The 26,107-nt window shown below is 60.7% G+C and carries 25 protein-coding genes; 5 read left to right on the top strand and 20 right to left on the bottom strand.

The features are described 5' to 3' along the window. Positions 1 to 94: 94 nt before the first annotated feature. From JUI81_RS24355 to JUI81_RS24340, 4 genes are all read right to left on the bottom strand, one after another. Positions 95 to 1,969 (bottom strand): MFS transporter, encoded by a 1,875-nt coding sequence (locus JUI81_RS24355; RefSeq protein WP_204125210.1) that lies wholly within the window; start codon positions 1,967 to 1,969, stop codon positions 95 to 97. Positions 1,970 to 2,071: 102 nt separating this feature from the next. Continuing rightward, complete coding sequence (locus JUI81_RS24350; protein WP_204125209.1) at positions 2,072 to 3,223, bottom strand: TDT family transporter; 1,152 nt, start codon at positions 3,221 to 3,223, stop codon at positions 2,072 to 2,074. A gap of 106 nt (positions 3,224 to 3,329) precedes the next feature. Further along, positions 3,330 to 3,641: a cupin gene (locus JUI81_RS24345; protein ID WP_007936125.1), complete on the bottom strand. Its 312-nt coding sequence runs from the start codon at positions 3,639 to 3,641 to the stop codon at positions 3,330 to 3,332. A gap of 42 nt (positions 3,642 to 3,683) precedes the next feature. After that, complete coding sequence (locus JUI81_RS24340; protein WP_018925155.1) at positions 3,684 to 4,877, bottom strand: MFS transporter; 1,194 nt, start codon at positions 4,875 to 4,877, stop codon at positions 3,684 to 3,686. 91 nt (positions 4,878 to 4,968) lie between these two features. Here JUI81_RS24340 and JUI81_RS24335 point away from each other — a divergent pair, with 91 nt between their 5' ends. Both JUI81_RS24335 and JUI81_RS24330 read left to right on the top strand, forming a co-directional pair. Continuing rightward, positions 4,969 to 5,508 carry a TetR/AcrR family transcriptional regulator gene (locus tag JUI81_RS24335; protein ID WP_086945823.1) on the top strand — a complete coding sequence of 180 codons (540 nt, stop codon included), beginning with the start codon at positions 4,969 to 4,971 and terminating at the stop codon, positions 5,506 to 5,508. A gap of 172 nt (positions 5,509 to 5,680) precedes the next feature. Then, complete coding sequence (locus JUI81_RS24330; protein WP_204125208.1) at positions 5,681 to 9,151, top strand: PAS domain-containing hybrid sensor histidine kinase/response regulator; 3,471 nt, start codon at positions 5,681 to 5,683, stop codon at positions 9,149 to 9,151. Between the two features lie 75 nt (positions 9,152 to 9,226). Here the strand turns inward: JUI81_RS24330 and rmuC are convergent, their stop codons facing one another. Beyond that, positions 9,227 to 10,591: a DNA recombination protein RmuC gene (gene rmuC / locus JUI81_RS24325; protein WP_204125222.1), complete on the bottom strand. Its 1,365-nt coding sequence runs from the start codon at positions 10,589 to 10,591 to the stop codon at positions 9,227 to 9,229. Between the two features lie 175 nt (positions 10,592 to 10,766). Next, a complete protein-coding gene (locus JUI81_RS24320) occupies positions 10,767 to 11,090 on the bottom strand; it encodes a sel1 repeat family protein (protein WP_082920890.1) in 324 nt (107 codons plus the stop codon). A 992-nt stretch (positions 11,091 to 12,082) separates the two neighbouring features. On the opposite strand from JUI81_RS24320, the gene JUI81_RS24315 reads away from it, so the two are divergent. The 3 genes from JUI81_RS24315 (at position 12,083) to JUI81_RS24305 (ending at position 14,480) form a co-directional block, all read left to right on the top strand. After that, on the top strand, positions 12,083 to 12,307 hold the full coding sequence (locus JUI81_RS24315) for a hypothetical protein (protein ID WP_007898912.1): 225 nt from the start codon (positions 12,083 to 12,085) through the stop codon (positions 12,305 to 12,307). A gap of 275 nt (positions 12,308 to 12,582) precedes the next feature. Then, entirely contained in the window at positions 12,583 to 13,065 is a 483-nt protein-coding gene (locus tag JUI81_RS24310; protein WP_007936111.1) for a hypothetical protein, read from the top strand. A gap of 146 nt (positions 13,066 to 13,211) precedes the next feature. Then, positions 13,212 to 14,480 carry an OmpP1/FadL family transporter gene (locus JUI81_RS24305; protein WP_028940029.1) on the top strand — a complete coding sequence of 423 codons (1,269 nt, stop codon included), beginning with the start codon at positions 13,212 to 13,214 and terminating at the stop codon, positions 14,478 to 14,480. 89 nt (positions 14,481 to 14,569) lie between these two features. Here JUI81_RS24305 and JUI81_RS24300 read toward each other — a convergent pair whose 3' ends face one another. From JUI81_RS24300 to cobO, 14 genes are all read right to left on the bottom strand, one after another. Beyond that, positions 14,570 to 15,121, bottom strand: a complete 552-nt coding sequence (locus JUI81_RS24300) for a glutathione peroxidase (RefSeq protein ID WP_204125207.1) — start codon at positions 15,119 to 15,121, stop codon at positions 14,570 to 14,572. Between the two features lie 71 nt (positions 15,122 to 15,192). Then, on the bottom strand, positions 15,193 to 15,315 hold the full coding sequence (locus JUI81_RS32020; RefSeq protein WP_019579648.1) for a hypothetical protein: 123 nt from the start codon (positions 15,313 to 15,315) through the stop codon (positions 15,193 to 15,195). Beyond that, on the bottom strand, positions 15,312 to 16,520 hold the full coding sequence (locus tag JUI81_RS24295; RefSeq protein WP_019579647.1) for an MFS transporter: 1,209 nt from the start codon (positions 16,518 to 16,520) through the stop codon (positions 15,312 to 15,314). Before JUI81_RS24295 ends, JUI81_RS32020 begins: the two co-directional genes overlap by 4 nt. A 52-nt stretch (positions 16,521 to 16,572) precedes the next feature. Then, on the bottom strand, positions 16,573 to 16,977 hold the full coding sequence (locus JUI81_RS24290; protein ID WP_007898923.1) for a MarR family winged helix-turn-helix transcriptional regulator: 405 nt from the start codon (positions 16,975 to 16,977) through the stop codon (positions 16,573 to 16,575). 228 nt (positions 16,978 to 17,205) lie between these two features. Next, positions 17,206 to 17,937: an adenosylcobinamide-GDP ribazoletransferase gene (locus tag JUI81_RS24285; RefSeq protein ID WP_204125206.1), complete on the bottom strand. Its 732-nt coding sequence runs from the start codon at positions 17,935 to 17,937 to the stop codon at positions 17,206 to 17,208. 2 nt (positions 17,938 to 17,939) lie between these two features. Beyond that, complete coding sequence (gene cobC, locus JUI81_RS24280; RefSeq protein ID WP_204125205.1) at positions 17,940 to 18,515, bottom strand: alpha-ribazole phosphatase family protein; 576 nt, start codon at positions 18,513 to 18,515, stop codon at positions 17,940 to 17,942. Then, positions 18,512 to 19,567, bottom strand: a complete 1,056-nt coding sequence (gene cobT, locus JUI81_RS24275; protein WP_204125204.1) for a nicotinate-nucleotide--dimethylbenzimidazole phosphoribosyltransferase — start codon at positions 19,565 to 19,567, stop codon at positions 18,512 to 18,514. Before cobT ends, cobC begins: the two co-directional genes overlap by 4 nt. Further along, positions 19,564 to 20,085: a bifunctional adenosylcobinamide kinase/adenosylcobinamide-phosphate guanylyltransferase gene (cobU, locus tag JUI81_RS24270; protein WP_019579643.1), complete on the bottom strand. Its 522-nt coding sequence runs from the start codon at positions 20,083 to 20,085 to the stop codon at positions 19,564 to 19,566. Before cobU ends, cobT begins: the two co-directional genes overlap by 4 nt. A 42-nt stretch (positions 20,086 to 20,127) precedes the next feature. Next, the gene (locus tag JUI81_RS24265) at positions 20,128 to 21,579 is read right to left on the bottom strand and encodes a cobyric acid synthase (protein WP_204125203.1); all 1,452 of its coding nucleotides are present in this window, start codon (positions 21,577 to 21,579) and stop codon (positions 20,128 to 20,130) included. After that, entirely contained in the window at positions 21,576 to 22,568 is a 993-nt protein-coding gene (cobD, locus tag JUI81_RS24260) for a threonine-phosphate decarboxylase CobD (protein WP_204125202.1), read from the bottom strand. The genes JUI81_RS24265 and cobD overlap by 4 nt, the downstream gene beginning before the upstream one ends. Then, on the bottom strand, positions 22,561 to 23,469 hold the full coding sequence (gene cbiB / locus JUI81_RS24255) for an adenosylcobinamide-phosphate synthase CbiB (RefSeq protein WP_204125201.1): 909 nt from the start codon (positions 23,467 to 23,469) through the stop codon (positions 22,561 to 22,563). Before cbiB ends, cobD begins: the two co-directional genes overlap by 8 nt. Continuing rightward, positions 23,466 to 24,116 carry a 5,6-dimethylbenzimidazole synthase gene (gene bluB / locus JUI81_RS24250; protein WP_019648163.1) on the bottom strand — a complete coding sequence of 217 codons (651 nt, stop codon included), beginning with the start codon at positions 24,114 to 24,116 and terminating at the stop codon, positions 23,466 to 23,468. Before bluB ends, cbiB begins: the two co-directional genes overlap by 4 nt. Beyond that, positions 24,113 to 25,438 carry a cobyrinate a,c-diamide synthase gene (locus JUI81_RS24245; protein WP_204125200.1) on the bottom strand — a complete coding sequence of 442 codons (1,326 nt, stop codon included), beginning with the start codon at positions 25,436 to 25,438 and terminating at the stop codon, positions 24,113 to 24,115. The genes bluB and JUI81_RS24245 overlap by 4 nt, the downstream gene beginning before the upstream one ends. Then, on the bottom strand, positions 25,435 to 26,046 hold the full coding sequence (gene cobO / locus JUI81_RS24240) for a cob(I)yrinic acid a,c-diamide adenosyltransferase (protein WP_007936078.1): 612 nt from the start codon (positions 26,044 to 26,046) through the stop codon (positions 25,435 to 25,437). The genes JUI81_RS24245 and cobO overlap by 4 nt, the downstream gene beginning before the upstream one ends. Positions 26,047 to 26,107: the final 61 nt, after the last annotated feature.

The following is a 26,107-nucleotide window of genomic DNA, read 5'->3' as shown; positions in this document are numbered from 1 at the left end:
GGTGTGTCCACAATACGTGGCACAACATAAAACCTGTGGGAGCAAGCGATGCGGCGACCCGACTTGCCCGCGATGAGGCCCGCAAAGTCACCAACTATCTGACGGCCCCACGCAAATCCCCCACCATCGCCTGCAACTTAGCTGGCTCAGCCACTTCAACGGCCACCGCCGGCCCTGCCACCAAGGTCACCCGCGACCACAACCGACGGAACAAGCCCTTGTTCGGATCGCGGCTGAAGAAACTCCCCCATAAACCCTGCAACGCCAGCGGAATCACCGGCACCGGCGTTTCTTCGAGAATCCGCGTCAGCCCGCCCTTGAACTCGTTGATCTCGCCATCAGCGGTCAACTTGCCTTCGGGGAAAATACACACCAGCTCGCCATCCTTCAGATACTGGGCAATGCGGGTGAAGGCTTTTTCGTAGATTTGAATGTCTTCCTGACGCCCGGCGATCGGAATCGTGCCGGCCGTGCGGAAGATGAAGTTCAGCACCGGCAGGTTGTAGATTTTGTAATACATCACAAAGCGAATCGGCCGACGCACCGCGCCACCAATCAGCAACGCATCGACGAACGACACATGGTTACAAACCAGCAGTGCCGGGCCCTCATCAGGAATCAGCTCCAGGTTGCGATGCTCCACGCGGTACATGGAATGGCCGAGCAGCCAAATCATGAAGCGCATGCTGAATTCCGGGACGATTTTGAAGATGTAGGCGTTGACGCCGATATTCAGCAGCGACACCACCAGGAACAGCTGCGGGATCGACAGCTTGGCGATGCTCAGCAAGACGATCGACACAATCGCCGACACCACCATGAACAGGGCGTTGAGGATGTTATTGGCGGCGATCACTCGGGCCCGTTCGTTCTCGACGGTGCGGGACTGGATCAGCGCATACAGCGGCACGATGTAGAAACCGCCAAAGACCCCAAGCCCGAGGATGTCGATCAACACCAGCCAGGTGTGACCGAACCCAAGGATTTCGAGCCAGCCATGGCCGGTAACGCTGTCCGGAATTCCACCGGAATGCCACCACAGCAACAGGCCAAACACGGTCAGGCCGAATGAGCCGAACGGCACCAGACCGATCTCGACTTTGCGCCCGGAGAGTTTCTCGCAAAGCATCGAACCCAGTGCAATACCGACCGAGAACACGGTAAGAATCAGCGTCACCACGGTCTCGTCGCCGTGCATCCATTCCTTGGCATACGCCGGGATTTGCGTCAGATAAATCGCCCCGACAAACCAGAACCATGAGTTGCCGACGATCGAACGCGAGACCGCAGGGGTTTGCCCCAGGCCCAGCTTCAACGTGGCCCAGGACTGGCTGAAGATATTCCAGTTCAGGCGCATTTGCGGCGATGCCGCCGCAGCTCGGGGAATGCTGCGGCTGGCCAGATAACCGAGCACCGCAATGCCGATGATTGCCGTGGACACCACCGGCGCGTAGTTGCTGGCGGACATCATGATGCCGGCGCCAATCGTCCCGGCGAGAATTGCCAGGAAGGTGCCCATTTCCACCAACCCGTTGCCACCCACCAGCTCTTCTTCGCGCAAGGCCTGCGGCAGGATCGAGTACTTCACCGGCCCGAACAGCGCCGAGTGGGTGCCCATGGCAAACAGCGCCAACAGCATCAGCGACAGGTGATCGAACATGAAACCGACCGCGCCCACCGTCATGATGACGATTTCCCCGAGCTTGATCAGACGGATCAGCGCGTCCTTGGCGAACTTCTCCCCGAACTGCCCGGCCAGGGCCGAGAACAGGAAGAACGGCAGGATAAACAGCAGCGCACACAGGTTGACCCAGATCGAACGGTCACCCTCGATGGTCAGCTTGTACAGAATGGCTAGGATCAGCGACTGCTTGAAGATGTTGTCGTTAAAGGCCCCAAGGGACTGCGTGACAAAAAAAGGCAGGAAGCGCCGAGTGCGAAGCAAGGTGAACTGCGAGGGGTGACTCATCTTCCATGTGTCCCTGATTTTTTTGGTAGAGGGTGGCGTGGATACTGTTATTGGAATGTCGAACGTCGATCCAGGCCACACACATTACCTAATCTTTGCCGGTTATTTCTTTAATCCTGCGATGCACGGTGAGACAAACAGTTCGCCCTTCCACGCGCCCTGCACCGTGCGTTTGGCGACAATCAGCCACATCACCGCCAGCATGGCCACCAACACGCAACCAAAGACACTGAAAAACGTCAGGTTCAAGGTGCTGGCCAGTTTCAGCGTAGTCAGGGAATAGACACCCAGCGGGAACGTGAAACCCCACCAGCCGAGATTGAACGGGATACCGGCGCGCAAGTAACGCACGGTGATCAGCAGCGCTATCAGCATCCACCAAAGCCCGAAGCCCCACAGCGTGATCCCGGCCACCAGCCCAAGCCCCTCAGCTATTTCACCGATCCCCGGCAGACCGTTCGCGGCAAAGATCGCCGGCGCGTCGGCGCCCAGCAGCAACATGCCCAGCGCACCCGTGCCAATCGGCCCAAGCGCTAGCCAGCTCGAAGCGGCCATGTTTTCGTGGGGTAATTTATGCAACGCCATGCGCAGCAACAGGATAGTCAGAATGCTGAACGCCACTGGCAGGGAAAAAGCCCAAAGCACGTAGCTGGTCACCAGCACCACTAACTGCGAATGAGCATCGGCGAGGTGCGGCGCCAGCAAGCCACCACTGGCAGCCGCCACTTCCGCCGCCACCACCGGCAACAGCCAGACAGCGGTCATCTGGTCGATGCTGTGCTCCTGACGGGTGAACATCATGTAGGGAATCAGTACGCCGCAGGCCAGCGACATCGCCACGTCCAGCCACCACAGCACTTCGGCGACATGAATCACACCGTCGCCCCAGCGCGGCAAGCCGAACAACAGAACGCCATTGATGATGGTCGCAAGGCCCATGGGAATGGTGCCAAAAAACATCGAAACCGTGGAGTGGCCGAAAATCCGCCGCGCTTCGTCGAAGAACATGACCCAACGCGCGGCATACATGGCCGTGAACAACACAAACAGGCCAATATTTAATAGCCACAAGCCTTCGGCCAACGCATGCAGACCGGGGGTCGACACCGGCAGTTGCGCAAGCGCAAGCGCCAATACACCAGTGCCCATGGTCGCCGCGAACCAGTTCGGGGTGAATTGGCGGATGGCTTCTCTTGGGTGCTGCAGATGACTGAGCGGCTTGATACCGGGTTTAACGCTACGGGTGCAGGTCATGGCGAACTCCTGTCCTCTAATGAGGGAGGCGCTCATGATAGATCCGAATAGAATATCGATATAACGGGTAATATCTCTAACTGTTATCTGTTTTACAGATATAGCATCAGACGCTGCCTTCAGTCTCGATCACCAATATCCTCGCCACGCCCTGCGGATGAGCCACATGTTCGGTGCCCACCGAGGCATAGAAAATATCGCCGACCTCCAGCAGGGTTTCCTTTTCGAGGCCTGCTTCGCGATAACGCATCTGCACCTGACCGTCGAGCACCACGAACACTTCCTGGCCATCGTTGACGTGCCATTTATACGGCTGATCGGTCCAGTGCAAACGGGTGGTGATACCGTTCATGTTGGCGATGTCCAGCGCCGCCCAGGCGCGGTCACCGGTGAAGGATTTGCTGCGGATGATCTTCATGGGTCGGTCCGTCGAAATGAATGGCGGTGCCAAGGCTAACGGTCATCTGACATCGACGCCACAGACTTTGACAGACCGCTCACGAAGCAACCCGATCAGCGCACCGAGCGACAGGATGATCAGTACCGCGCCGTAACCGTCGGTGGTCGCCACCAGCCCAAAGCTGCGGGTCAGATTACCGGCCAGCAACGACGGCAAGCAGAACGCCAGATAACTGAGCACATAAAACGCCGACATCAACCCGGCCCGCTCATGAGGCAAGGCCAGCGGCACGATGCTGCGCAAGGCGCCAAGGAAACCCGTACCGAATCCGCTGCCCGCCACCAGCGTGCCGAAGAAAAACAATGGCAGGCTGGCGCTGTGGACCGCCAGCAGAATCAGCGCAACGCCTGCGGGCAGCAAGCTCGCGCCCAGCAACAAGACCTTGTCGGCCGGCCGATTGCGCAAGGTGTAGATCATCGAGGCACCGGTCACCGTCAACACGGCCACCGTCGCACCGCCAATCAGATTCGACGTCGACCCGGTGGCTGTCCGCACCAGGGACGGCGCCAGGGAGGCGAAAAAGCCGCCGAGCGCCCACACCGCGAGGTCTATCGGCAGCACCCGCCACAACATTCGCCGCGCCTGAATCGGCACATGCAGGGTCGGGCGCAGCGAGGCCCAGGCACCCGGTTGTCGACTGACGCTTTCCGGCAGGCGCCAGACGTACAGCGCTTGCATCAAAAACAGCGCGAACAACACCCAATAGGTCAATTGCAGCGGCAGGGGCGCAAACTCGGCCAATAATCCGCAGCCCATGGCCCCCAGCGCCATGCCCAGCAACGGCGCGACACTGTTGACCATCGGCCCTTGCTGGCGATCGGTGTCCAGCAACGCCGCACTCAAGACGGCGGTGGCCATTCCCGTCGCAAAACCCTGAAGTACTCGCGCACCGATCAACCAGGCGACGCTGTCGGCGTTGATGAACAGCAACATCGCCAGCATATTCAGCAACACGGCGGTAAAAATCACCGGTTTGCGCCCCAGATAATCCGACAGCGAACCGACCGTGAGCAGCGCCGCCAGCAAGCTGAGGGCGTAGACACCGAAAATCAGGGTCAGGGTCGCGGCTGAGAACTGCAGGTGCTCCTGATAGAGGTGATACAACGGGGTCGGCGCAGTGGAAGCGGCGAGAAAACTGAGTAAGGTGATCGCCAGAAACCACAGGCTGGAACGATTTGTCGCTGGAAGAGACATGAGCACACTCCGCAAAAGCTAATTTTTTGCTTTTGCGGAGTGTGCTACTGGCTTTCTCTTAAAGCAAATTCTTTGTGTTAAGGTCCATCGCATGGCTATTAAAGAAGGTTTACGCCCTGGTGGCAGAAGTGCCAGGGTTCAAGAGTCGATTCATTCGGCCGTCCGCGCGCTCCTCGAAGAGCAGGACCGCGCCTGCGTGACTGTGCCGCAGATTGCCGCACGGGCCGGAGTGACGCCGTCGACCATTTACCGGCGCTGGGGTGATCTTTCGGCACTGTTGGCCGATGTCGCTCTCGCCCGCATGCGCCCCGACAGTGAGCCGGCCAATACCGGCAGCCTGCGCGGTGACGTGCGGGCCTGGGCGGAGCAATATCTGGACGAAATGAGTTCCGAACCCGGGCGCAACATGATGCGCGACGTGCAATCCAGCGCCACGCCGGGCTATTGCGTGACGATCATTGGCGGGCAGTTGCAGACGATTCTGGATCGCTATCCCGATCAATCACGGCCAAGTGTCGACCGGTTGATCAATATGGTGGTGGCACCGACGGTGTTTCGCATCCTGTTTGCGGCGCAGGCGCTGGAGGTTGAAGAGTTGCATCGGTTGATCGATATTGCGTTGAGTCAGTAACGCCGCCTTCGCGGGCAAGCCTCGCTCCCGCAATGACGACCAGGATCTGACGGATACACAACCTGCGACACCCCGCCACGCCACGACCTTGGTCGACACTGACTAACTCAGGCGGTCATGCGAGACTGTCTGGATCGGGCGCAGTCCCGGATGTCTTTTGTCTGGAGTTCCCATGTCGCTGTCCACCGGGCTGATCGCCACTGTCGCCCTGGCCTATATGGCCATCCTGTTCGCCATCGCCTTTTACGGCGACCGTCGCAGCACGCCGTTGCCGCCACGGGTGCGTGCCTGGGTGTACAGCCTGTCGCTGGCGGTTTATTGCACCAGCTGGACGTTCTTTGGCGCCGTGGGCCAAGCGGCCGAACAACTCTGGTCCTTCCTGCCGATCTACCTCGGGCCGATCCTGCTGCTGGTGTGCGCGCCGTGGGTCCTGCAAAAAATGGTGATGATCAGCAAGCAGGAGAACATCACCTCCATCGCTGACTTCATCGCCGCCCGCTATGGTAAATCCCAGTCCCTGGCGGTAGTCGTCGCGCTGATTTGCCTGGTCGGCGTCCTGCCCTACATCGCCTTGCAGCTCAAGGGCATCGTGCTGGGCGTGAACCTGTTGATCGGCGCCGGCGCCGACGCCATGGGCACGCGCGCGCAGGACACGGCGCTGATCGTCTCCCTGGTACTGGCGCTGTTCACCATCGTTTTCGGTACCCGCAACCTCGACGCCACGGAACACCACCGCGGCATGGTGCTGGCGATTGCCTTTGAATCGCTGGTCAAGCTGTTCGCTTTTCTCGCGGTCGGCGCGTTCGTGACCTACGGCCTGTACGACGGTTTCGACGACCTGTTCGACCAGGCCATGCTCGCACCGCGCCTGGAAGAGTACTGGAAGGAAACCATCAACTGGCCGTCCATGGTGGTGCAGACCGGTGTGGCGATGATGGCGATCATCTGCCTGCCCCGGCAGTTCCACGTGACCGTGGTGGAAAACATCGACCCCCAGGATTTACGCCTGGCCAAGTGGGTGTTCCCGACGTATCTGGCGCTGGCCGCGCTGTTTGTGGTGCCGATTGCACTGGCCGGTCAGATGTTGCTACCCAGTTCGGTGCTGCCGGACTCATTTGTTATCAGCCTGCCTCTGGCCCAATCTCACCCTGCCCTGGCAATGCTGGCGTTTATCGGCGGCGCTTCGGCGGCGACCGGCATGGTGATTGTCGCCAGCGTGGCGCTGTCGACCATGCTCTCCAACGACATGCTGCTGCCATGGTTGCTGCGGCGCAACAACGCCGAACGGCCATTCGAAGTGTTCCGTCAGTGGATGCTTTCGGTGCGCCGGGTGAGCATTGTGGTCATTCTGCTGCTGGCCTACGTCAGCTATCGCCTGCTGGGCTCGACCGCGAGCCTGGCGACCATCGGCCAGATTGCCTTCGCCGCCGTGACCCAACTGGCCCCGGCCATGCTCGGCGCGCTGTACTGGAAACAGGCTAACCGCCGTGGCGTGTTCGCCGGTCTGGCCACCGGGACATTCCTCTGGTTCTACACCCTGGTGTTGCCGGTTGCCGCCAACAGCCTCGGCTTGCCCTTGAGCAGTTTTCCGGGCCTGGCCTGGCTGCAAAGCAATCCGCTGAACCTGCCGATCACGCCGCTGACTCAGGGCGTGGTGTTGTCCCTGGCGGGTAACTTCACCTTGTTCGCCTGGGTCTCGGTGCTGTCACGCACACGGGTTTCGGAGCACTGGCAGGCCGGTCGTTTCATCGGCCAGGAAATCAGCCCCCGCCCCAGCGCCCGCTCGATGCTGGCGGTACAGATCGACGATTTGCTGCAACTGGCTGCCCGGTTTGTCGGCGAAGAACGGGCCCGTCAGAGCTTCATCCGTTTCGCCTACCGCCAGGGCAAAGGTTTCAACCCGAACCAGAACGCCGACGGTGAATGGATCGCCCATACCGAACGCTTGCTGGCCGGTGTACTCGGCGCCTCTTCGACTCGGGCGGTGGTAAAAGCCGCCATCGAAGGTCGGGAAATGCAACTGGAGGACGTCGTACGGATCGCCGACGAAACCTCGGAAGTGCTGCAATTCAACCGCGCCCTGCTGCAAGGCGCCATCGAGAACATCACCCAGGGCATCAGCGTGATCGACCAGTCGCTGAAACTGGTGGCCTGGAACCGGCGCTACCTGGAGCTGTTCAACTACCCCGACGGTTTGATCAGCGTCGGCCGGCCGATTGCCGACATCATTCGCTACAACGCCGAACGCGGCCTGTGTGGCCCCGGCGAAGCGGAAGTGCATGTCGCCCGCCGCTTGCACTGGATGCGTCAGGGCCGCGCCCATACCTCCGAGCGACTGTTCCCCAACGGCCGAGTGATCGAGCTGATCGGCAACCCGATGCCCGGCGGCGGTTTCGTCATGAGCTTCACCGACATCACCGCGTTCCGCGAAGCCGAGCAGGCGCTGACCGAAGCCAATGAAGGCCTTGAGCGGCGCGTCGCCGAACGGACCCACGAACTGTCGCAACTCAACCTTGCCCTGACCGAAGCCAAGGGCACCGCCGAATCGGCCAACCAGTCGAAAACGCGTTTCCTGGCCGCCGTCAGCCATGACTTGATGCAACCGCTGAACGCCGCGCGGCTGTTCTCTGCCGCCCTCTCCCATCAGGAAGAGGGTTTGTCCAGCGAAGCGCAGAAGCTGGTTCATCACCTGGACAGCTCACTGCGTTCGGCCGAAGACCTGATCAGTGATCTGCTGGATATTTCCCGTCTGGAAAGCGGCAAGATCAACCCTGATCGCAAGCCCTTCGCGCTCAATGAGTTGTTTGACACGCTGGGGGCCGAGTTCAAGGCACTGGCTCAGGAACAGGGGCTGAAATTCCGCGTCCGGGGCAGCACGCTACGGGTCGACAGCGACATCAAACTGCTGCGACGGATCTTGCAGAACTTCCTGACCAATGCCTTCCGCTACGCCAGAGGCCCCGTGCTGCTCGGCGTTCGGCGGCGCAACGGCGAGCTGTGCCTGGAGGTCTGGGACCGTGGACCGGGCATTCCGAAAGACAAACAACAGGTAATTTTCGAGGAGTTCAAACGCCTCGACAGCCACCAGACCCGGGCCGAGAAAGGCCTGGGCCTGGGACTGGCGATTGCCGATGGACTGTGCCGCGTGCTCGGTCACACTTTGCGCGTACGCTCCTGGCCGGGGCGCGGCAGTGTATTCAGTGTCAGCGTGCCATTGGCTCGGGCACAAGCCGCGGTGCCGGCCAAGGTTGCCGAACTCAATGGCCATTTGCTCGGCGGCGCGCAGGTGCTGTGCATCGATAACGAGGACAGCATCCTGATCGGCATGAACAGCCTGCTCACGCGCTGGGGTTGCCAGGTCTGGACCGCGCGCAACCGTGATGAATGCGCGACGCTGCTCAGCGACGGGATGCGCCCGCAGTTGGCGCTGGTGGATTACCACCTGGACGATGGCGAGACCGGAACCGACTTGATGGCGTGGTTGCGCACGCAATTGGGCGAGCCGGTGCCGGGGGTGGTGATCAGCGCCGATGGACGGCCGGAGACCGTGGCCCAGGTGCATGCAGCGGGCCTGGATTACCTGGCCAAACCGGTTAAGCCGGCGGCGTTGCGGGCGTTGTTGAGTCGGCATTTGCCGCTGTAGTACGGCAAGTTTGGTACACACCACTGTGGCGAGGGGGCAAGCCCCCTCGCCACAGATACCATCGAAAAAGATGGCTTATTCGGGCAACTCGGCCAAGCCATCGACATCCGTCATGGCCCGCTCCAGCAGGTCCGCCGGCAAGCTCTTGCTGGCCCGCGCGCCAAGCAATTTGAGCTGCTCGCTGCGACTGACCAGGTTGCCACGACCTTCTGTCAGCTTATTGCGGGCAGAGCTGTAGGCCTTGTCCAGTTGCTGCAAGCGATTGCCGACCTCGTCCAGATCCTGAATGAACAACACGAACTTGTCGTACAGCCACCCGGCGCGCTCGGCGATTTCCCGAGCGTTCTGGCTCTGGCGCTCTTGCTTCCACAGGCTGTCGATGACCCGCAAAGTGGCCAGCAACGTGGTCGGGCTGACGATCACGATGTTGCGGTCGAAGGCCTCTTGAAACAACGTCGGCTCTGCCTGTAACGCTGCGGAAAACGCCGCTTCGATCGGGACGAAAAGCAGGACGAAATCCAGGCTGTGCAGCCCGTCGAGCCGCTTGTAGTCCTTGCCGGCCAGGCCTTTGACATGATTGCGCAGGGACAGCACGTGCTGCTTGATGGCGATCTGGCCGATGCCATCGTCTTCGGCGGCTACATATTGCTGATAAGCCGTGAGACTGACCTTGGAATCGACCACGACCTGCTTGTCGCCAGGCAGGTAAATAATCACGTCCGGCTGGAATCGCTCACCGTCCGGCCCCTTCAGATTGACCTGGGTCTGGTACTCGCGCCCCTTCTCCAGCCCCGCGTGTTCAAGCACCCGTTCAAGAATCAGTTCACCCCAATTGCCTTGGGTTTTCTGCCCTTTCAAGGCGCGGGTGAGGTTGGTGGCTTCGTCGCTCAGGCGCAGGTTCAGTTGTTGCAGACGCTCCAGTTCCTTGGCCAGGGAAAAGCGCTCGCGGGCTTCGGCCTGATAACTTTCCTCGACGCGCTTTTCGAACGACTGGATGCGCTCCTTCAATGGATCGAGCAATTGCCCCAGACGCTGCTGACTGGTTTCGGCAAAACGCTGTTCGCGCTCGTCGAAGATCTTGCCCGCCAGCTCGGCGAATTGCGCTCGCAGCTCGTCTCGCGAGCCTTGCAGGTCGTTGAGGCGCTGCTGATGGCTTTCCTGCTGCTCACGCAACTCGGCGTTGAGGGAAGCAGCATGAGCGTCCAGGCGACGCAACTCAGCTTCTTTGCCGGCACGTTCGATGTTCCAGGCGTGGGCTGCGTCGCGGGCATCGTCGCGTTCGATCTGCAGCAATTCGACTTCACGGCGCAGGGAGGCCAGATCGGCTTGTTTGGCGGCGTTGGCCTGGCTCAGGTCAGCGACTTCATCACGGCAGGTGTCGAGCTGGGCGTTCAAGCCATCCTGCGTCAGCTGGGCCATGGCCAGGCGCTCTTCCAGCAATGCCAGTTCGGCCTGCCCCGTACTCGCCCGACGCTGAAGTTGCCAGGCCAGTACCAGCAACGGCAGTGCAGCGCCCGCCAGCCCCAGCAATGCGCTGGTCAAGTCCATCGCCATAGCCACTCCTGCCGATTAGATAAAGCGTGAAGGTTAACCAAGGCGTCAGGTCTTGGACAGCTCAGTCTTCGATCAGGCCGAGTTCCTGCTGGGCACGTCGGTCCCCTGCGCGCGCAGCCTGGCGCAACAGGTCCTGGCCAATACGGCGATCCCGGGCATTCCCGCATTCGCGGCACATCAATTGGCCGAGGCGGCTTTGCGCGGCCACTACGCCTTCACGGGCAGGTTGCTTGAGTAAACGTCCGGCGAAGTGTTTGACGTTGGGGTTTTCGCCCAGGCGCGGGCTGTCCAGTAGCCACTCGGCCACACGCATCGAAAAGCGCTTGGGTGGGTTAATGCTGGAGGGTGCTGAGGCAGGAGAGACTGGTACTGAGCGAAACTTCATAAAGCACTGTGGGGCAGATCGGAAGGCGCGCCACTCTACTCTTTTTTTCGCACAGGTAAAGTCGAGAAAAGCCTGCACGCCCGTCCTAGAGCAAGCGCTCGGGACAATCCACAGAAGCTGTGGATAACTCAGTGGACAACCGCCCTTGAAGTCGCGCAAAGCCGTGTGGAATGGGGCTCGCAGTCAAACTGACGATTTTTTCACCAGTAAAAAAAAGCGATGTTTTTCATTGACTTAAATTTTCGTTACAGGCACCCACCCTCGGTGAAGCGAGGATGACAGTGGGATGACAGTGCGTGCAACTAATGTGCACAAGTACCTGCGAGGCGGTTATATCGGTGCGCTTTTTCGGCGCGTTTTTACGGTGACGCCTGGGGATAAACCCGGCAACCCGCGCCGCAGATTGATCCTGGCTCGATCGCCCTCTCGGATCAACGGCCGTTTTTTGGGCAATTGCGGGGCACGTGTCGGCCGATGACATTTTCCGACAGCACTTGCGGATGTGGTCGGCCGGCACTTCAGTGTTTTTTTGCGAGCAGGCTTCCCTTCGGCCATTCAATCCGTTAGTATCCGCGGCGTTAGTACCAAGCTGAAAGTCAATTCTGGTCGAACAAATCCCCCCGGTCAGCCTTCCCTGAGAGAAGCCTTCACCGACAAAGCGGGATCGACCACCTCGATGGTTTCCAGGTAAATCTTGCGTCAACACAGCCTTTGAATCGAAAGCAAAGGGTGTTGCGAAGTTCACTTACTCTGACCGAACCAACCTGCAAATTGATCAGGATCTTCACCCCGGGCCCAGAACCTTTGCCCCTGATGTGTTGCCTGCCCTCCTAAGTACCTACCTGCCAGCCCAAGCGCGCCAACTTATCAGCGCTTCAAACTGGCTGCTTTGTTCCAGTCGGGTTCTTCGTTCGACCAATGGTGGTCGTCGTCACTGGAACGTTTTAATTTTGCACGGTTCTTATCCGTGTCGCTTGTAGGAACACCCGATTATGTCTACTCAAATCCACACTCAGGATGCCATTCGCACCCTAACCAACGCTTTTGCACCAATGAACTGCCTGATCATGGCCGCTCGCAAAGGCTGCTTCAGCTTTACCCTGGTCAACGAACACGGCATCGCTCGTCACAGCGAACGCCTGTACCCCGATCAATACTCCAGCGCCGAGCCGCTGCAGGCTGTGATCGAGCGTACTCGCCAGGCACTGGTTGCCTGAGACGCCAGAAAGGCTGAAAACCTCAAAAGCCCTGCTTAAAAGCGGGGCTTTTTATTGCCCGATATTTCTCTTTTAGTCCCTATTGCCTAAGCACCAACCGATATAACGGTTATAACTCGAAGCCGGAAATATTTTAAAAACAGTCCTTTACAGCAAAATAATGACACTACACTTCAACTCAAGCGGCTTGATCCGCTTCCGGCGAGCCTGATTCGATCCACAGCTGCCAAGGCCCCCTTCAGGTATCGCCGACCACTTGATGTTTCGAGGGCGTTATGGGTATCGCTGCCAGCGAACTGTGCCGTTATGTGATCCGTCCGACATTGATCTACCTCGGACGCCATAGCGCGACTGCCGAATCCCTGCTGCTGGGCATCGCCGCCAGCCAGTCAGCCCTTGGTTCAGCCCTGCATGACCGCCGTGGACACGGCTTGTACCGAATCGCCGAACCCCGCCACCAGGCCCTCTGGGATCACTACCTGGCCCTGGACCCGGAGCGGGCGAGCCTGGTTCGCGGCCTGGCCAGCCAGCATGCTTTTCTCAGCGGACCGCACCTGGAATTGACCGTCAACCTGCGTTACGCCACAGCCATCGCCTGGCTGCTGGTAGAAGAACAGAACACTCCCCTCCCCGCCTCCGATGACCTGCTGGGAATGGCCCGAATTTGGCGCCAGACCTTCCAGCCCCAAGGTCGTTTGCGAGACTTCACCTACGCCTGGCAAACCTGTGTTTCATCGTTGAATCAGGTCGCCTGCTGATCCACCCATTTCCGAAGATCGCCCAACATGTCGCGATTTTGGTCGGATTGTCCTACAAAACCGCTCTAAATCAAGCGATACAGGCTATGGCGCCCGGACGAAAATGTTGGTAATTTTCGCTCCGGTGATCACCAGGAGTTCTAATAATGAAAAAAGTAATGCTCAAAACCACCCTTAGCCTCGCCGTTGCCTTGGCATCCACCCAGATCTTCGCCAGTGGCTTTGCCCTCAACGAACAAAGCATCAGCGGGATGGGGACAGGTTTTGCCGGGCGATCTTCTTCTGCCGACGACGCATCCACTGTTTTTGGTAACCCTGCCGGCATGTCTCGCCTCAAGCGCGAACAAGTGACCGGTGGTGTTGCATTTATCGACGCGCACGCTGACATCAGTGATGCCAGCTCCCGCCCGAATGGTGGTACCAACAAAGGTGACATGGTCCCTTTCATGGGCGTGCCCATGGGCTACTACGTAAAGCCACTCGATGACCAGTGGGCAGTCGGTTTCGGCGTCTATGCTCCATTCGGTCTGGTGACCGACTACGAGAACGGCTTCGCCGGCCGTTACTTTGGCAGTAAAAGCGAAGTCAAAATCGTGACTCTCCAGCCAACCATCAGCTACGCCTTCAACGACAAGGTGTCGATCGGTTTCGGTCCGACCATCAACCGCATTGACGGCACCCTGGAATCGAACCTGTCGCTAAACCCGCGCGCAGCGGACGGTAACGTCAAGATCAAAGGTGACGACACCGCGCTGGGGTATAACATCGGCATCTTGGTACAAGCGACCGACAGCACTCGCGTTGGCCTGACCTACCACTCGAAAGTGAAGTACAAGCTCGAAGGTGACACCAAGGTCAACTACAGCCTCCTCGGGGCTCTGGGTCAGAACCCTAACCAGAAGTACGATGCATCCCTGGACATAACGACTCCTGAATCGGTTGATATCTCGCTCACTCATCAACTGGATGACAAGTGGACCCTCTACGCGGGCAGCACCTGGACTCGCTGGAGCCGCCTGAAAGAAATCTCCGTTGAGAACAGTGGCGTTCCTGCTGCCCTGAACGGCCGTTTTGGTACCATCACCGAAGAACAGAACTGGCATGACACCTGGGCTCACGCCATCGGTGCTTCGTACCAGTTGAACAAACAATGGGTTCTGCGTACCGGTCTGTCCGTCGACCAGGCACCAACCAACAACGAAAACCGCTCCCCGCGCATTCCAACTGGTGATCGCAAGATTTTCAGCATTGGTGCAGGCTGGAGCCCGACCGACGATCTGACCATCGATGTAGCGTACTCGTACCTGCGCGAAGAGTCGGTCAAGGTCAACAACAGCAACGGCCGCCAGAGCTACAACGCCAAGTATGAAAACTGGGCGAACGGTTTCGGTGTAGGCGCGACCTACCGTTTCTGATCATTCACGGCGAACCTGAACCCCTCGCCGCCTGAATTGAAAAAGCCCCGCACTCTTGTACAGAGGCGGGGCTTTTTAGTGCGCGTCGATCAGCGCTTCGAGGCCAGGGCTTTCTCCACCGCCTCGATGAACTCGGGATTGTCGGGCTTGGTCAGGCTGGAGAAATTGGCGATCACGTTGCCTTGGCGATCGACCACGTATTTGTAGAAATTCCACTTTGGGGAACTGCTTTGCTCGGCAAGGACCTTGAACAAATGCGTGGCGTCATCGCCGCGGACTTTCTGTGGTTCGGTCATGGTGAAGGTCACGCCGTAGTTCACGTAACAGACCTTGGCAGTCTCTGCGCCATCCTTGGCCTCTTGCCTGAAGTCATTGGATGGAACACCGATCACTTCAAGCCCTTGATCCTTGTAACGCTGATACAGCGCCTCAAGACCTTTGAACTGCGGGGCGAAGCCACAGAAGCTTGCGGTATTGACCACCACCAACGGTTTGCCGGCGAAGCGCTGGCACAAATCGATGGATTCCTTGGCGCGCAGCTTCGGCAATGAGCCTTGCAACAGCTCCGGGCATTCTGCCGCCTGAGCCAGCCCGGAAAAAACCATCAGCAACGCAGGAACTGCAAGCCAGCGCATCGGCATGTCGGTGCATCCTTGAGCAATCGTCAGAACGCGAAACTACTCGCCTTCGCCGCTCGCTAGCAAGCAGCTCGCTAGCAAGCCCCCATGCCCAGCTGCATCAATGCCAGCCCACCCCGATGCCAGCCCCACCAAACCAGGGCCAGCAGCAATACGCCGACGGCGATGGCTGCCATCCGCGGCCAAAGACTGTTCATGCGGCACTCACTTGGGTTTGCAGGCGCGCCACCGGCTGCTCGCGCACTGGCCAGTTCAGGGCTGCGGCCATCAGACTCAAGAGAATCGCCACCTGCCAGATCAAGTCGTAGCTCCCGGTTCGGTCATACACCACCCCGCCCAACCAGCCGCCGAGGAACGAGCCCAGCTGGTGGAACAGGAAAACAATCCCACCCAGCATGGACAGATTTCGGACACCGAACAAGGTTGCCACCGTGCCGTTGGTCAAGGGCACCGTCGACAACCAGAGAAAGCCCATGGCCATGCCGAACAAATAGGCCGTGACCTGAGTGACCGGCGCCCAGAGGAACAGCGCAATCACCACCGCCCGCAACAGATACAAACCGGTGAGCAAACGCGGCTTGGACATCCGCCCTCCAAGCCAGCCTGCGGTATAGGTACCGAAGATATTGAACAGCCCGATCAGCGCCAATACCGTGGTGCCGACGGAGGCTGGCAGGTGTTGATCCACCAGGTACGCTGGCAGGTGCACACCGATGAACACCACTTGAAAACCGCAGACAAAAAAGCCGAACGCCAACAACCAGAACCCTGAATGGGAGCAGGCTTCGTGTAGCGCTTCAGAGAGGGTTTGCTCATGCCCGAGCACCGGCAACGGCTTGTCTTTAAGCATGCTCACCAGCGGCACGATCAGCGCCACCAGCAGCCCCAGCACCAGCAATGCCGCCGACCAGCCCAGCCAGCCGATCAGCCCCAGTGTGCCGGGCAACATGGCGAATTGACCAAAGGAACCGGCAGCACTGGCGATCCCCATGCCCATGCTGCGTTTTTCCGGTGGTACGGCACGGCCGACCACGCCGAGGATCACCGAGAACGAGGTGCCGGACAGGCCGATACCGATCAACAACCCGGCGCTCAAGGACAAAGTCACCGCCGAATCGGACAACCCCATGAACATCAGGCCCAGGGCGTACAGAACACCACCGATCAACACCACCTTTGCGGCGCCAAAGCGGTCGGCCAATGCGCCGGTGAATGGCTGCGCCAGGCCCCAGATCAGGTTCTGCAGGGCAATGGCGAAGGCAAACACTTCGCGGCCCCAGCCGAATTCGGCACTCATCGGCGCCAGAAACAACCCGAAGCCGTGTCGCACCCCCAGAGACAACGCCAGAATCAGCGCACTGCCCAACAGCACCCAACCGCACGTACGCCACATCGATGTCATTGTTGTTCTCCGGTAGCGGGTATATACCCGCTTAAGATCGAAAAAACTGGCCTCAAGCCAGTTCGTCCAGCAGTTTCAGCAAGGTTTCACGCTTCTCGGCACCCAGACGGTCGATCAACCGCTGTTGCGCCGCTTCCCAGGCCGGCAAGGCCGCTGCCAGACGTTCGCGCCCCGTCTCGGTGAGCAGGACGATGCGATTGCGCATGTCTTCGCCCTCGACCAGCGTCACCAGACCTTCACCCTCCAGCACCCGCAAATTACGCCCCAGGGTGCTGCGATCCAGGCCCATGGCCTCGGCCAGTGTCGAGATGCTCGGCTGATCCAGACGCTGCAGGTTGCACAGCAGAGAATACTGGGCAACGTTGATCCCGAAGCCGTCGAGCGCGCCGTCGTAATGCCTGCTGACGCCACGAGCGGCGCGACGCAGGTTAGTGCACAAACATTGAGAAGGAAGCATGGTGCGTGTATATACCCGCGGTTAAATGAAAGCAAATATTTCGACGCATTTTACCTGTAGCAGCTGGCGAAGCCTGCGTTCGGCTGCGCAGCAGTCGTAAAATCAGAACTTGCGGTGCATCAGGCAGACCGCCTCAGCCGAACTCGCGACTGCTTCGCAGCCGAACGCAGCCTCGCGAGCTCGGCAGCTGCTACAAAGAGTGTGCTAAAGCCTCGCCTCTACGAAAATTCAGAGCAGTGCCAATCCCACCAGCAACGCCACTTCCAGCAACTCCAGCAACGCTCCGGCAGTGTCGCCAGTCGTCCCGCCCAATCGCCGCATCATGACTTGCCGCAACCAGACAAACACCACCGCTGCCAGCGCAAGCGCCCACACACCGCTGAGGCCCGCGATCAACACACAGGCCACCGCACCGATCACCAACACCTGTTTCCCGGCCAAACGCGGCAGATGATCGGCCAGCGCCTGCCCCAATCCACCGCGACGCACGTAAGGTGTGGTCAGGAATAACCCCAACAGCGCGCTGCGAGCAATCAGTGGAACGATGATCAACACCACGCTGTGCTGCTGCTCAATCAACGCCAGCAACGCGGCGAATTTGAGCAGCAGCACCAGCACCAGCGTTACCACCGCGATCGGCCCGCTACGCGGGTCTTTCATGATCGTGAGAGTGCGCTCACGGTCGCCATAACCACCGAGCCACGCATCGGCGCTATCGGCCAGGCCATCCAGGTGCAACGCTCCGCTGAGCAACACCCACACAGTCAATAACAGTGCGGCATGAAGCAACAACGGCGCGCCCTGCAACAGCCCATTCAGCGCCCACAGAATGGCGCCGAACAGCACGCCGACCAGCGGATAAAACAGCAGCGACCGGCCCAACTCCTCGGGCGTCGGCATGCCCGGCAGGCGAATCGGCAGGCTGCTCAGAAATTGCAGGGCGATCCAGAACGGCAACATGATCAGATCGCTTCCCTTAACAAGGCGCCGGATTCAACCGTCAACGAGAACAACGCGCCATGGCCAACCTCAACGTTGAGCAGCTGCTCACGCGGCAATCCGCGCGCTTGCGCCAGCAACAATCGCATGACGCCGCCATGGCTGATCAGCAGGACCCGCTCACCCGCATAGGCCGCGTGCAACCGCTCAATGGCCGCCAACACCCGCGTCGAAAAGTCGGCAACCGGCTCACCATCAGGCGGCGTGAACGAATAGGGATCGGCCCAGAACAAGCCCAATGCCTCGGCACTGGTTTCCATCAGTGCCGCGGCGCTCTGCCCTTCCCAGGCGCCGAAGTGCAGCTCTTGCAGATCCTTTTCCAGCTGCACCGGCAACCCCAGTTGCGCCCCAAGCTCTTCAGCAAAGCGTGCGCAACGCTGCAACGGCGAGCTGACCAAGCGATCCCAAGGGCCCTGCTCGACCACCGCAGCGCGCATCTGCTCCCAGCCCTTGCCGGTCAGCGCGTCATCGAGACTGCCGCGCAGGCCGCCACCGAGTTCGGTTTCGCCATGACGCAACAGCTCCAGGTGCAAGGTCATGCCGGGCGATCCGCCACTGCGGCTTCGGCGAATGTTGCCATCTGCCCGTGCAGGTCGCAGGCCAGGCGCAGCAATGGCACGGCCAACGCCGCACCACTGCCCTCGCCCAACCGCAGACCGAGGTCCAGCAACGGTTCGGCGTTCAGGGTTTCCAGCACGTGGCGATGACCTGGCTCGGCACCACGATGACCGAACAGCAACCACTCACGACAGGCCGGATTCAGACGCACCGCCACCAGCGCGGCGACGCTGCAAATAAACCCGTCGACCAACACCGCGACACCTTCCTGAGCACAAGCCAGGTACGCGCCGACCAGCGCAGCGATTTCGAAACCGCCGAGGTTGAACAAGGTTTGCAGCGCATCGTCACGCTGAGCACCATGCAACGCCAAGGCGCGCTCGATAACCAGGGCTTTGTGGCTGACACCCGCCGCGTTCAATCCGGTGCCCGGTCCGGCCAGGTGCACCACCGGGCAATCGAGCAAAGCACAAGCCAAGGCGCTGGCCGCCGTGGTGTTGCCGATGCCCATTTCGCCGCCGATGAACAACTGCGCGCCTGCTGCGATGGCGCGCTGCACACTGTCGCGACCGGCCTGCAAAGCCAGTTCACCCTGGGCCTGAGTCATCGCCGGGCCCTGGACGAAATTCGCCGTGCCCGGGCCGATGTTCAGGTGACGCACACCCGGCAGATTCAACGACGGCGTAACGGTGCCGAGGTCGACCACTTCAAGGGACGCCCCCAACTGCCGCGCCAACACGCTGATCGCCGCACCGCCGCTGACGAAGTTGTGCAGCATCTGCCCGGTGACTTCCTGCGGAAACGCCGACACCCCTTCGGCGACCACGCCATGGTCACCGGCGAAAATCGCGATCCACAGCTGATCGAGGGTCGGCTTGACCTGCCCCTGCAACCCGGCCAGTTGCATCGCCACCGCTTCGAGCTGGCCGAGGGAACCGGCGGGCTTGGTCAATTGCTGCTGACGTGCCTGCGCCAGTTCGACCACTTGCGTATCGATTGGCTTGCACGGGTTCAGCCACCAGGTGTGAGTCATAACGCAGTTCCTTTCAAAGTCAGGGGCAGGCCGGCGACGGTCAGGACGACACGTTGGCAGCGCTCGGCCAAGGCTTGATGCAGCCAACCGGCTTCATCGACATAGCGGCGAGTCAATTCGCCCAGCGGCACGACACCCATTCCGGTCTCGTTGCTGACAAAAATGATTTCACCCGGCAACGACGCCAGGCAGTCCAGCAGGGCTTCGCGCTCGGCCGACAGGCGCTCGGCGTTATCGAGCATCAGCAGATTGGTCAGCCACAGCGTCAGGCAATCCACCAGCAGGCAACGATCGGCATTGGCGCTTTCGCGCAGTACGCGGGCCAGCTCCAGCGGTTCCTCGATCAACGCCCATTCGGCCGGACGACGGGCACGGTGATGGGCCACCCGCTCGTTCATTTCACCGTCCAGGGGTTGGCTGGTGGCGATGTAAGTGACGTGGAGCTGACTGTCAGTCGCCAGCTTTTCAGCCAGACGACTTTTGCCGGAGCGGGCGCCGCCGAGGATCAGTTGCAGCATGGTTCATTCCTTAAAATCTTCGATGAGGCCAGTGCAGCCACCTCAAAAACCGCAGAGTTCACGCAACAGAGAGGTATCCAGATGCTTCTCCACCAGATCCGCCAACCGCTCGATATCGCGCTCGCGCAACCCGTGGTAATCCACCTCCTGCACCTCCTGCAAACCAGCCCAGCGCAATAGTGCACTGCACGCCGCCGGTGATTCGAACAGGCCATGCAGGTACGTACCGAAAATCTGCCCATCGGCACTTTGCGCACCATCGCAGCGACCATCGTCCAGCTGCACGGCAGCGTTTTCCAGCGCCGACCCGGTGGTCACGCCGGCATGAATTTCATAGCCGCTGACCTGCGCATCTTCCAGCGCCAGACGCCCACGCACGTTGCGCAACTGCTTCTCTTCTTCGAGCTGCGTTTCGAACGCCAGCAAACCCAAACCGGCACTGGAACCCGCCGCGCCTTCGAGGCCCAGAGGGTCATGCACCTGCTCGCCGAGCATTTGCAGGCCACCACAGATCCCCAGCACTTTGCCGCCGTAGCGCAAGTGCCGAGAGATGGCCGTGTCCCAACCGTTGTTCCGCAGGTACGCGAGGTCGCTGCGCACGCTTTTCGAGCCGGGGAGAATTATCAGATCGGCCGGTGGAATCGCCTGGCCGGGGCCGATGAATTGCAGGTCCACCTGCGGATGCAGGCGCAGTGGATCGAAATCGGTGTGGTTGCTGATGCGCGGCAGTACCGGCACCACCACGTTGAGCACTTGATCGGCCTTGTCGGCTTGACGCTGATCGAGGCCGTCCTCGGCCTCCAGGTGCAGGTCCATCACATACGGCAACACGCCGATCACCGGTTTGCCGGTGCGCGCCTCCAGCCAGTCCAGCCCCGGTTGCAGCAAGGCGATGTCGCCGCGAAAGCGGTTGATGATGAAGCCTTTGACCCGCGCCTGTTCGCTCGGCGACAGCAGCTCCAGCGTACCGACCAAATGCGCGAAAACTCCGCCGCGATTGATGTCGGCAATCAGCACCACCGGGCAGTCCACCGCCTCGGCAAACCCCATGTTGGCGATGTCGCCGGCACGCAGGTTGATCTCGGCCGGCGAGCCCGCCCCTTCGACCATCACCAGCGGATACGCCGCGCTCAGCCGTTCATGGGAGGCCAGCACCGCCTGCATGGCGATGGCTTTGTAGTCGTGATAGGCCACGGCATTCATGGTGGTGACGGCGCGACCATGGATGATCACTTGGGCGCCGGTATCACTGTTGGGTTTAAGCAGCACCGGGTTCATGTCGGTGTGCGGTTCAAGGTTTGAAGCCTGGGCCTGCACCGCCTGAGCGCGACCGATCTCGCCACCGTCGGCGGTCACCGCACTGTTGAGGGCCATGTTCTGCGGCTTGAACGGCACGACGCTCACGCCCTGACGCGTGACCCAGCGACACAACGCCGTCACCAGCGTGCTTTTACCGGCGTCGGATGTGGTGCCTTGCACCATCAACGTTGTCATGGGTTTTCCTTGGCATAGATTTGCAGGGCTTGTTCGAGGCGCGACCAGTCCGCTTCATCCGCAGGTAAACCAAAACGCAGGCTGCTGTTGTGGGTGAACAACCGCAGCAGAATGCCGCGCCGGGCCATGAATTCATGCAGCGCTTCGGCGCGCTCGGTGATCAGCCACTGGAACAACGCACAGCCGCCCTGAGGCTTGAAACCATACTGCTCAAGCAGCAGCGCCAGACGCTCGCCAGCTTCGTCAGTGCGAATGCGCTGTCGGGTGTGCCCGTCCGTATCCGTCAGGCAAGCCTGGCCCAGTACGCGGGTCGGCCCACTGACCGCCCAGGGCCCGACTTGCTCGGCCAGCAGTTTGAGCAACTTGCGCTCGGCCAGCACAAACCCCAACCGCACACCGGCCAGGCCGAAAAACTTGCCGAAGGAACGCAGCACGATCAAGCCGATCTGGTTGGTGAACGGCGCCAGACTCAAATGCGGTGTGTTGTCCATGAACGCCTCGTCCACCACCAGCCAGCCACCGCGCTGGGCCAGCCGCGCATGCCAATCCAGCAGACGGGCCGGGGTCAGGCTCAGGCCAGTGGGATTGTTCGGATTGACCACCACCAGCACGTCGAGGTTGTCGAGAAAGAAATCGACTTCCGACTCCAGGACTTCACGCACGACATAACCGTTGCGGCGCCAGGCTTCGGCGTGCTCGGCGTAACACGGCGACAGCACACCGACCTTGCCGGCCCGGCGCAAACGCGGCAGCAACTGAATCGCCATTTGTGAACCGGCCACTGGCAACACCTGAGCCGCACCGTAATAGTCGCAGGCGGCTTGCTCCAGACCGTCATCGGTTTCCGGCAGACGTGCCCAGGCCCGCAGCGGGATATCCGGAACCGGGAATGGCCAGGGCGCAAGACCACTGGACAGGTCGAGCCAATCGGCTTCGGCGATACCGTATTCAAGTGCTGCCTTGCGCAACCGGCCACCGTGCTCAAGCATAGAATTCAGCCCCCACGCAGAGAATCAGCAGCCATAACCATACCCCGCGCTGGACCAATTGCCAGCCACGATCGATGGAGTCGGCATCCGCCAGCACGCCTTCGCCCAACTGCGGACGCTGATGCAGTTCGCCGTGATAAATCGCCGCCCCGCCCAACTCGACACCCAACGCACCGGCACCAGCCGCCATCACCGGCCCGGCATTCGGGCTGTCCCAGGTCGGCCCCTGGGTGCGCCAGCATTTCAGCGCCAGTCGGGTTTTGCCCAACAGTGCGTAGGTCAACGCCACCAGGCGTGCAGGAATGTAGTTGAGGACATCGTCGATCTTTGCGGCAGCCCAGCCGAAACGCTCGAAGCGCTCATTGCGATAACCCCACATCGCATCCAGGGTGTTGCTCAGACGATAGAGCACCACACCGGGCGCACCCGCCACAGCAAACCAGAACAGCGCGGCGAACACTGCATCGCTGCCGTTCTCCAACACCGATTCGGTGGCGGCGCGGGCGACTTCGGTTTTGTCCAGTTCGCTGGTCTGGCGGCTGACCAGATAACCGACACGTGTGCGCGCCTCAACCAGATCATCGCTGCGCAGGGCCTTGGCCACCGGCTCGACATGCTCGCCGAGGCTGCGCATGCCAAGCGCGCAATAGAGCGCGAGAATCTCGACGATCCAGCCAACGTAAGGTGCCCAGGACAGCGCGGTGACCAGCAAGGTCAGCGGCACGACCGCCATCACCCAAGCCGTCACCCCGTGACTGCGCCAGCCGCGGCCAGCGGAGTTGAAACGTTGTTCGATGCGATCGGCAAAACGACCGAACGCCACCAGCGGATGCCAGCGCTTGGGTTCACCCAGCAGCGCATCCAGCGCGACCGCGGCGACACTCAACAACGCCACACTCATTGACTCACTCCCCAATAATTTTCATACAGCAACTCGTTGAGCGGACGCGCTTGCGCCCAGCCTTCGAGTACCAGCATCGGCGCTGGATAGAATTCCTTGACCGGCCCCAGGCAAAGAACGGCTAAAGGCTTGGCCCCGACCGGTAAACCCAACAGGTTAGCCAAGGCTTGCGGTTCGAACAGCGACACCCAGCCCATGCCCAGGCCTTCGGCGCGGGACGCCAGCCAAAGGTTCTGGATGGCACAGGACAGCGAGGCCATGTCCATTTCCGGCAACGTACGACGCCCGAAAATGTGCCGTTCGCGATCGTCCATCAGCGCAGCGACCAGCACTTCGGCGCAGTCTTGGATGCCTTCGACCTTGAGCTTCATGAATTCGTCGGAGCGCTCGCCGAGGGCTTCGGCGGTGCGGACGCGTTCTTCCTCCACCAGTTGCTGGATCTTGCCGCGCAGCGCCCGGTCGCTGATGCGGATGAACCGCCAGGGCTGCATCAGGCCGACGCTCGGCGCCTGGTGCGCGGCTTCGAGCAGGCGCCTCAGTAACTCGGGCTCGACTGTGCCGCCACTGAAGTGGCGCATGTCACGGCGTTCGCCGATGGCTCGGTAGACCGCATCGCGCTCGGCTTCGGAAAAGGCGTTTTCTGTCATGGCCTGCTCGCGATGGCGGCTTCACGATCGGGCGCCAACAACGCAGCAATCGCCGCCGGGTTGGACGGAAAATAAAAGTGCACATAAGAGGCCGTCATCCGCCCCTCACGATAAACCGCCTCCGCCCCTCGCCCGCCATTGGGGCTCAGGCCACGCGCAATCGGCTCAAGCTCGGTGCTGGTCAGCGAGTGGTGATAAGTGTGTCCACGCAGCAAACCTTCAGGCAGTTCCACCGCCTGCAAAGCCAACGCCGCCAAACGCTTCTGCATCACCGCATCACCGGTCAGCAAGCCAGCCAATTCAGCGCGAGTGCCCTCGACATCGGTCAACGAGTCCAGCAGGTACAACATGCCGCCACACTCGGCCAGCAACGGTTTGCCCGCCGCGTGGTGATCGCGAATGGCGGTCAGCATTGGCGTGTTTTGTGACAACGCCACATGGTGCAATTCAGGGTAACCGCCCGGCAGATAAAGGCTGTCTGCCGCCGGCAACTCGCGGTCGCGGATCGGCGAGAAGAAAGACAACTCGGCGCCCATGGCCCGCAGCAGATCCAGGCTCGCGCCGTAGGTAAACGCGAAGGCTTCGTCCCGGGCCACGGCAATCCGCACACCGGCCAGCAACGGTTCGGCGGCGATCACTTCAGGTGCGGCGAATTCCACGGCCGGCGGCAACGCCACATCGCAACTGCTGGCCAGCGAGGCGGCGGCTGCATCGAGGCGCAGATCGAGATCATTCAATTCGCTGGCCTGTACCAGACCGAGGTGCCGACTCGGCAATTCGATGCCGGTCTCCCGGGACAACGCGCCGTACCAACGCAAGCCTTCTGTCAGACTGCCTTCGAGCAATTGCGCATGACGCAGGGTGCCAACCCGGTTGGCCAACACACCGGCAAACGGCAAATCCGGCTGATAGCGCGCAAGCCCCAGGGCCAGTGCGCCAAAGGTCTGCGCCATCGCGGTGCCGTCAATCACGCCGAGCACCGGCACACCAAAATGCCGCGCCAGGTCGGCACTGGACGGTGTACCGTCGAACAGCCCCATGACGCCTTCGATGAGGATCAGATCGGCTTCGCCAGCGGCTTCCCACAACAGGCGACGACTTTCCTGCTCGCCGACCATCCACATGTCCAGTTGATAAACCGGCGCACCGCTGGCGCGCTCGAGAATCATCGGGTCGAGAAAGTCCGGGCCGCATTTGAACACGCGCACCTTGCGCCCCTGATTGCGATGCAAACGGGCGAGCGCGGCGGTGACGGTGGTCTTGCCCTGACCGGAGGCCGGCGCGGCAATCAGTACCGCCGGGCATTGACGTGGTTGATTCACAACTCGACGCCTTTTTGCGCTTTGATCCCGGCCTGGAAAGCGTGCTTGATCATGCCCATTTCGGTGACGGTGTCAGCCAGTTCGATCATCTCCGGTTTGGCGCCACGGCCAGTGACCACCACATGCTGCATCGGCGGACGGGCCTGCAAGTCGCTGAGCACCTGATCGAGATCGAGGTAGCCGTGCTTGAGGGCGATGTTCAATTCATCGAGTACCACCAGGCCAATCGACGGATCGCTCAACAGTTCGCGGGACACCGCCCACGCAGCTTCGGCGGCGGCGATGTCACGCTGGCGGTCCTGGGTTTCCCAGGTGAAGCCCTCGCCCATCACATGAAAACGCACTTGCTCCGGAAAACGCCGGAAGAACAATTCCTCGCCGGTGCTGCTGCGCCCCTTGATGAACTGCACCACGCCGCATTGCATGCCGTGGCCCATGGAGCGCGCCAGCATGCCGAACGCCGAACTGCTTTTGCCTTTACCGTTGCCGCTCAGCACCAGCAGCAGGCCGCATTCATTCGGCGAATTGGCGATGCGTTCGTCGATCACGGCTTTTTTGCGCAGCATGCGCGCCAGATGGCGTTCGTCACGATCGGGGGTATCAGTCATGGGGGAGCTCTCCGTTGAGGCTGGATAACGGCGGGCAGGCACAAGAATAGACGGCAAGAAG

It is taken from the genome of Pseudomonas sp. 008 (assembly GCF_016861935.1).
Classification (GTDB): Bacteria; Pseudomonadota; Gammaproteobacteria; order Pseudomonadales; family Pseudomonadaceae; genus Aquipseudomonas.
Note: the sequence above shows the minus strand (reverse complement) of the source record. Positions and strands in the feature narration are given on the sequence as shown.

Bases quoted from the DNA above. Each gene is read 5' to 3' on its own strand.
- JUI81_RS24355 (WP_204125210.1), bottom strand. From the start codon at position 1,969: ATGAGTCACCCCTCGCAGTTCACCTTGCTTCGCACTCGGCGCTTCCTG.
- JUI81_RS24350 (WP_204125209.1), bottom strand. From the start codon at position 3,223: ATGACCTGCACCCGTAGCGTTAAACCCGGTATCAAGCCGCTCAGTCAT.
- JUI81_RS24345 (WP_007936125.1), bottom strand. From the start codon at position 3,641: ATGAAGATCATCCGCAGCAAATCCTTCACCGGTGACCGCGCCTGGGCG.
- JUI81_RS24340 (WP_018925155.1), bottom strand. From the start codon at position 4,877: ATGTCTCTTCCAGCGACAAATCGTTCCAGCCTGTGGTTTCTGGCGATC.
- JUI81_RS24335 (WP_086945823.1), top strand. From the start codon at position 4,969: ATGGCTATTAAAGAAGGTTTACGCCCTGGTGGCAGAAGTGCCAGGGTT.
- JUI81_RS24330 (WP_204125208.1), top strand. From the start codon at position 5,681: ATGTCGCTGTCCACCGGGCTGATCGCCACTGTCGCCCTGGCCTATATG.
- JUI81_RS24320 (WP_082920890.1), bottom strand. From the start codon at position 11,090: ATGAAGTTTCGCTCAGTACCAGTCTCTCCTGCCTCAGCACCCTCCAGC.
- JUI81_RS24315 (WP_007898912.1), top strand. From the start codon at position 12,083: ATGTCTACTCAAATCCACACTCAGGATGCCATTCGCACCCTAACCAAC.
- JUI81_RS24310 (WP_007936111.1), top strand. From the start codon at position 12,583: ATGGGTATCGCTGCCAGCGAACTGTGCCGTTATGTGATCCGTCCGACA.
- JUI81_RS24305 (WP_028940029.1), top strand. From the start codon at position 13,212: ATGAAAAAAGTAATGCTCAAAACCACCCTTAGCCTCGCCGTTGCCTTG.
- JUI81_RS24300 (WP_204125207.1), bottom strand. From the start codon at position 15,121: ATGCCGATGCGCTGGCTTGCAGTTCCTGCGTTGCTGATGGTTTTTTCC.
- JUI81_RS32020 (WP_019579648.1), bottom strand. From the start codon at position 15,315: ATGAACAGTCTTTGGCCGCGGATGGCAGCCATCGCCGTCGGCGTATTG.
- JUI81_RS24295 (WP_019579647.1), bottom strand. From the start codon at position 16,520: ATGACATCGATGTGGCGTACGTGCGGTTGGGTGCTGTTGGGCAGTGCG.
- JUI81_RS24290 (WP_007898923.1), bottom strand. From the start codon at position 16,977: ATGCTTCCTTCTCAATGTTTGTGCACTAACCTGCGTCGCGCCGCTCGT.
- JUI81_RS24285 (WP_204125206.1), bottom strand. From the start codon at position 17,937: ATGTTGCCGTTCTGGATCGCCCTGCAATTTCTGAGCAGCCTGCCGATT.
- cobC (WP_204125205.1), bottom strand. From the start codon at position 18,515: ATGACCTTGCACCTGGAGCTGTTGCGTCATGGCGAAACCGAACTCGGT.
- cobT (WP_204125204.1), bottom strand. From the start codon at position 19,567: ATGACTCACACCTGGTGGCTGAACCCGTGCAAGCCAATCGATACGCAA.
- cobU (WP_019579643.1), bottom strand. From the start codon at position 20,085: ATGCTGCAACTGATCCTCGGCGGCGCCCGCTCCGGCAAAAGTCGTCTG.
- JUI81_RS24265 (WP_204125203.1), bottom strand. From the start codon at position 21,579: ATGACAACGTTGATGGTGCAAGGCACCACATCCGACGCCGGTAAAAGC.
- cobD (WP_204125202.1), bottom strand. From the start codon at position 22,568: ATGCTTGAGCACGGTGGCCGGTTGCGCAAGGCAGCACTTGAATACGGT.
- cbiB (WP_204125201.1), bottom strand. From the start codon at position 23,469: ATGAGTGTGGCGTTGTTGAGTGTCGCCGCGGTCGCGCTGGATGCGCTG.
- bluB (WP_019648163.1), bottom strand. From the start codon at position 24,116: ATGACAGAAAACGCCTTTTCCGAAGCCGAGCGCGATGCGGTCTACCGA.
- cobO (WP_007936078.1), bottom strand. From the start codon at position 26,046: ATGACTGATACCCCCGATCGTGACGAACGCCATCTGGCGCGCATGCTG.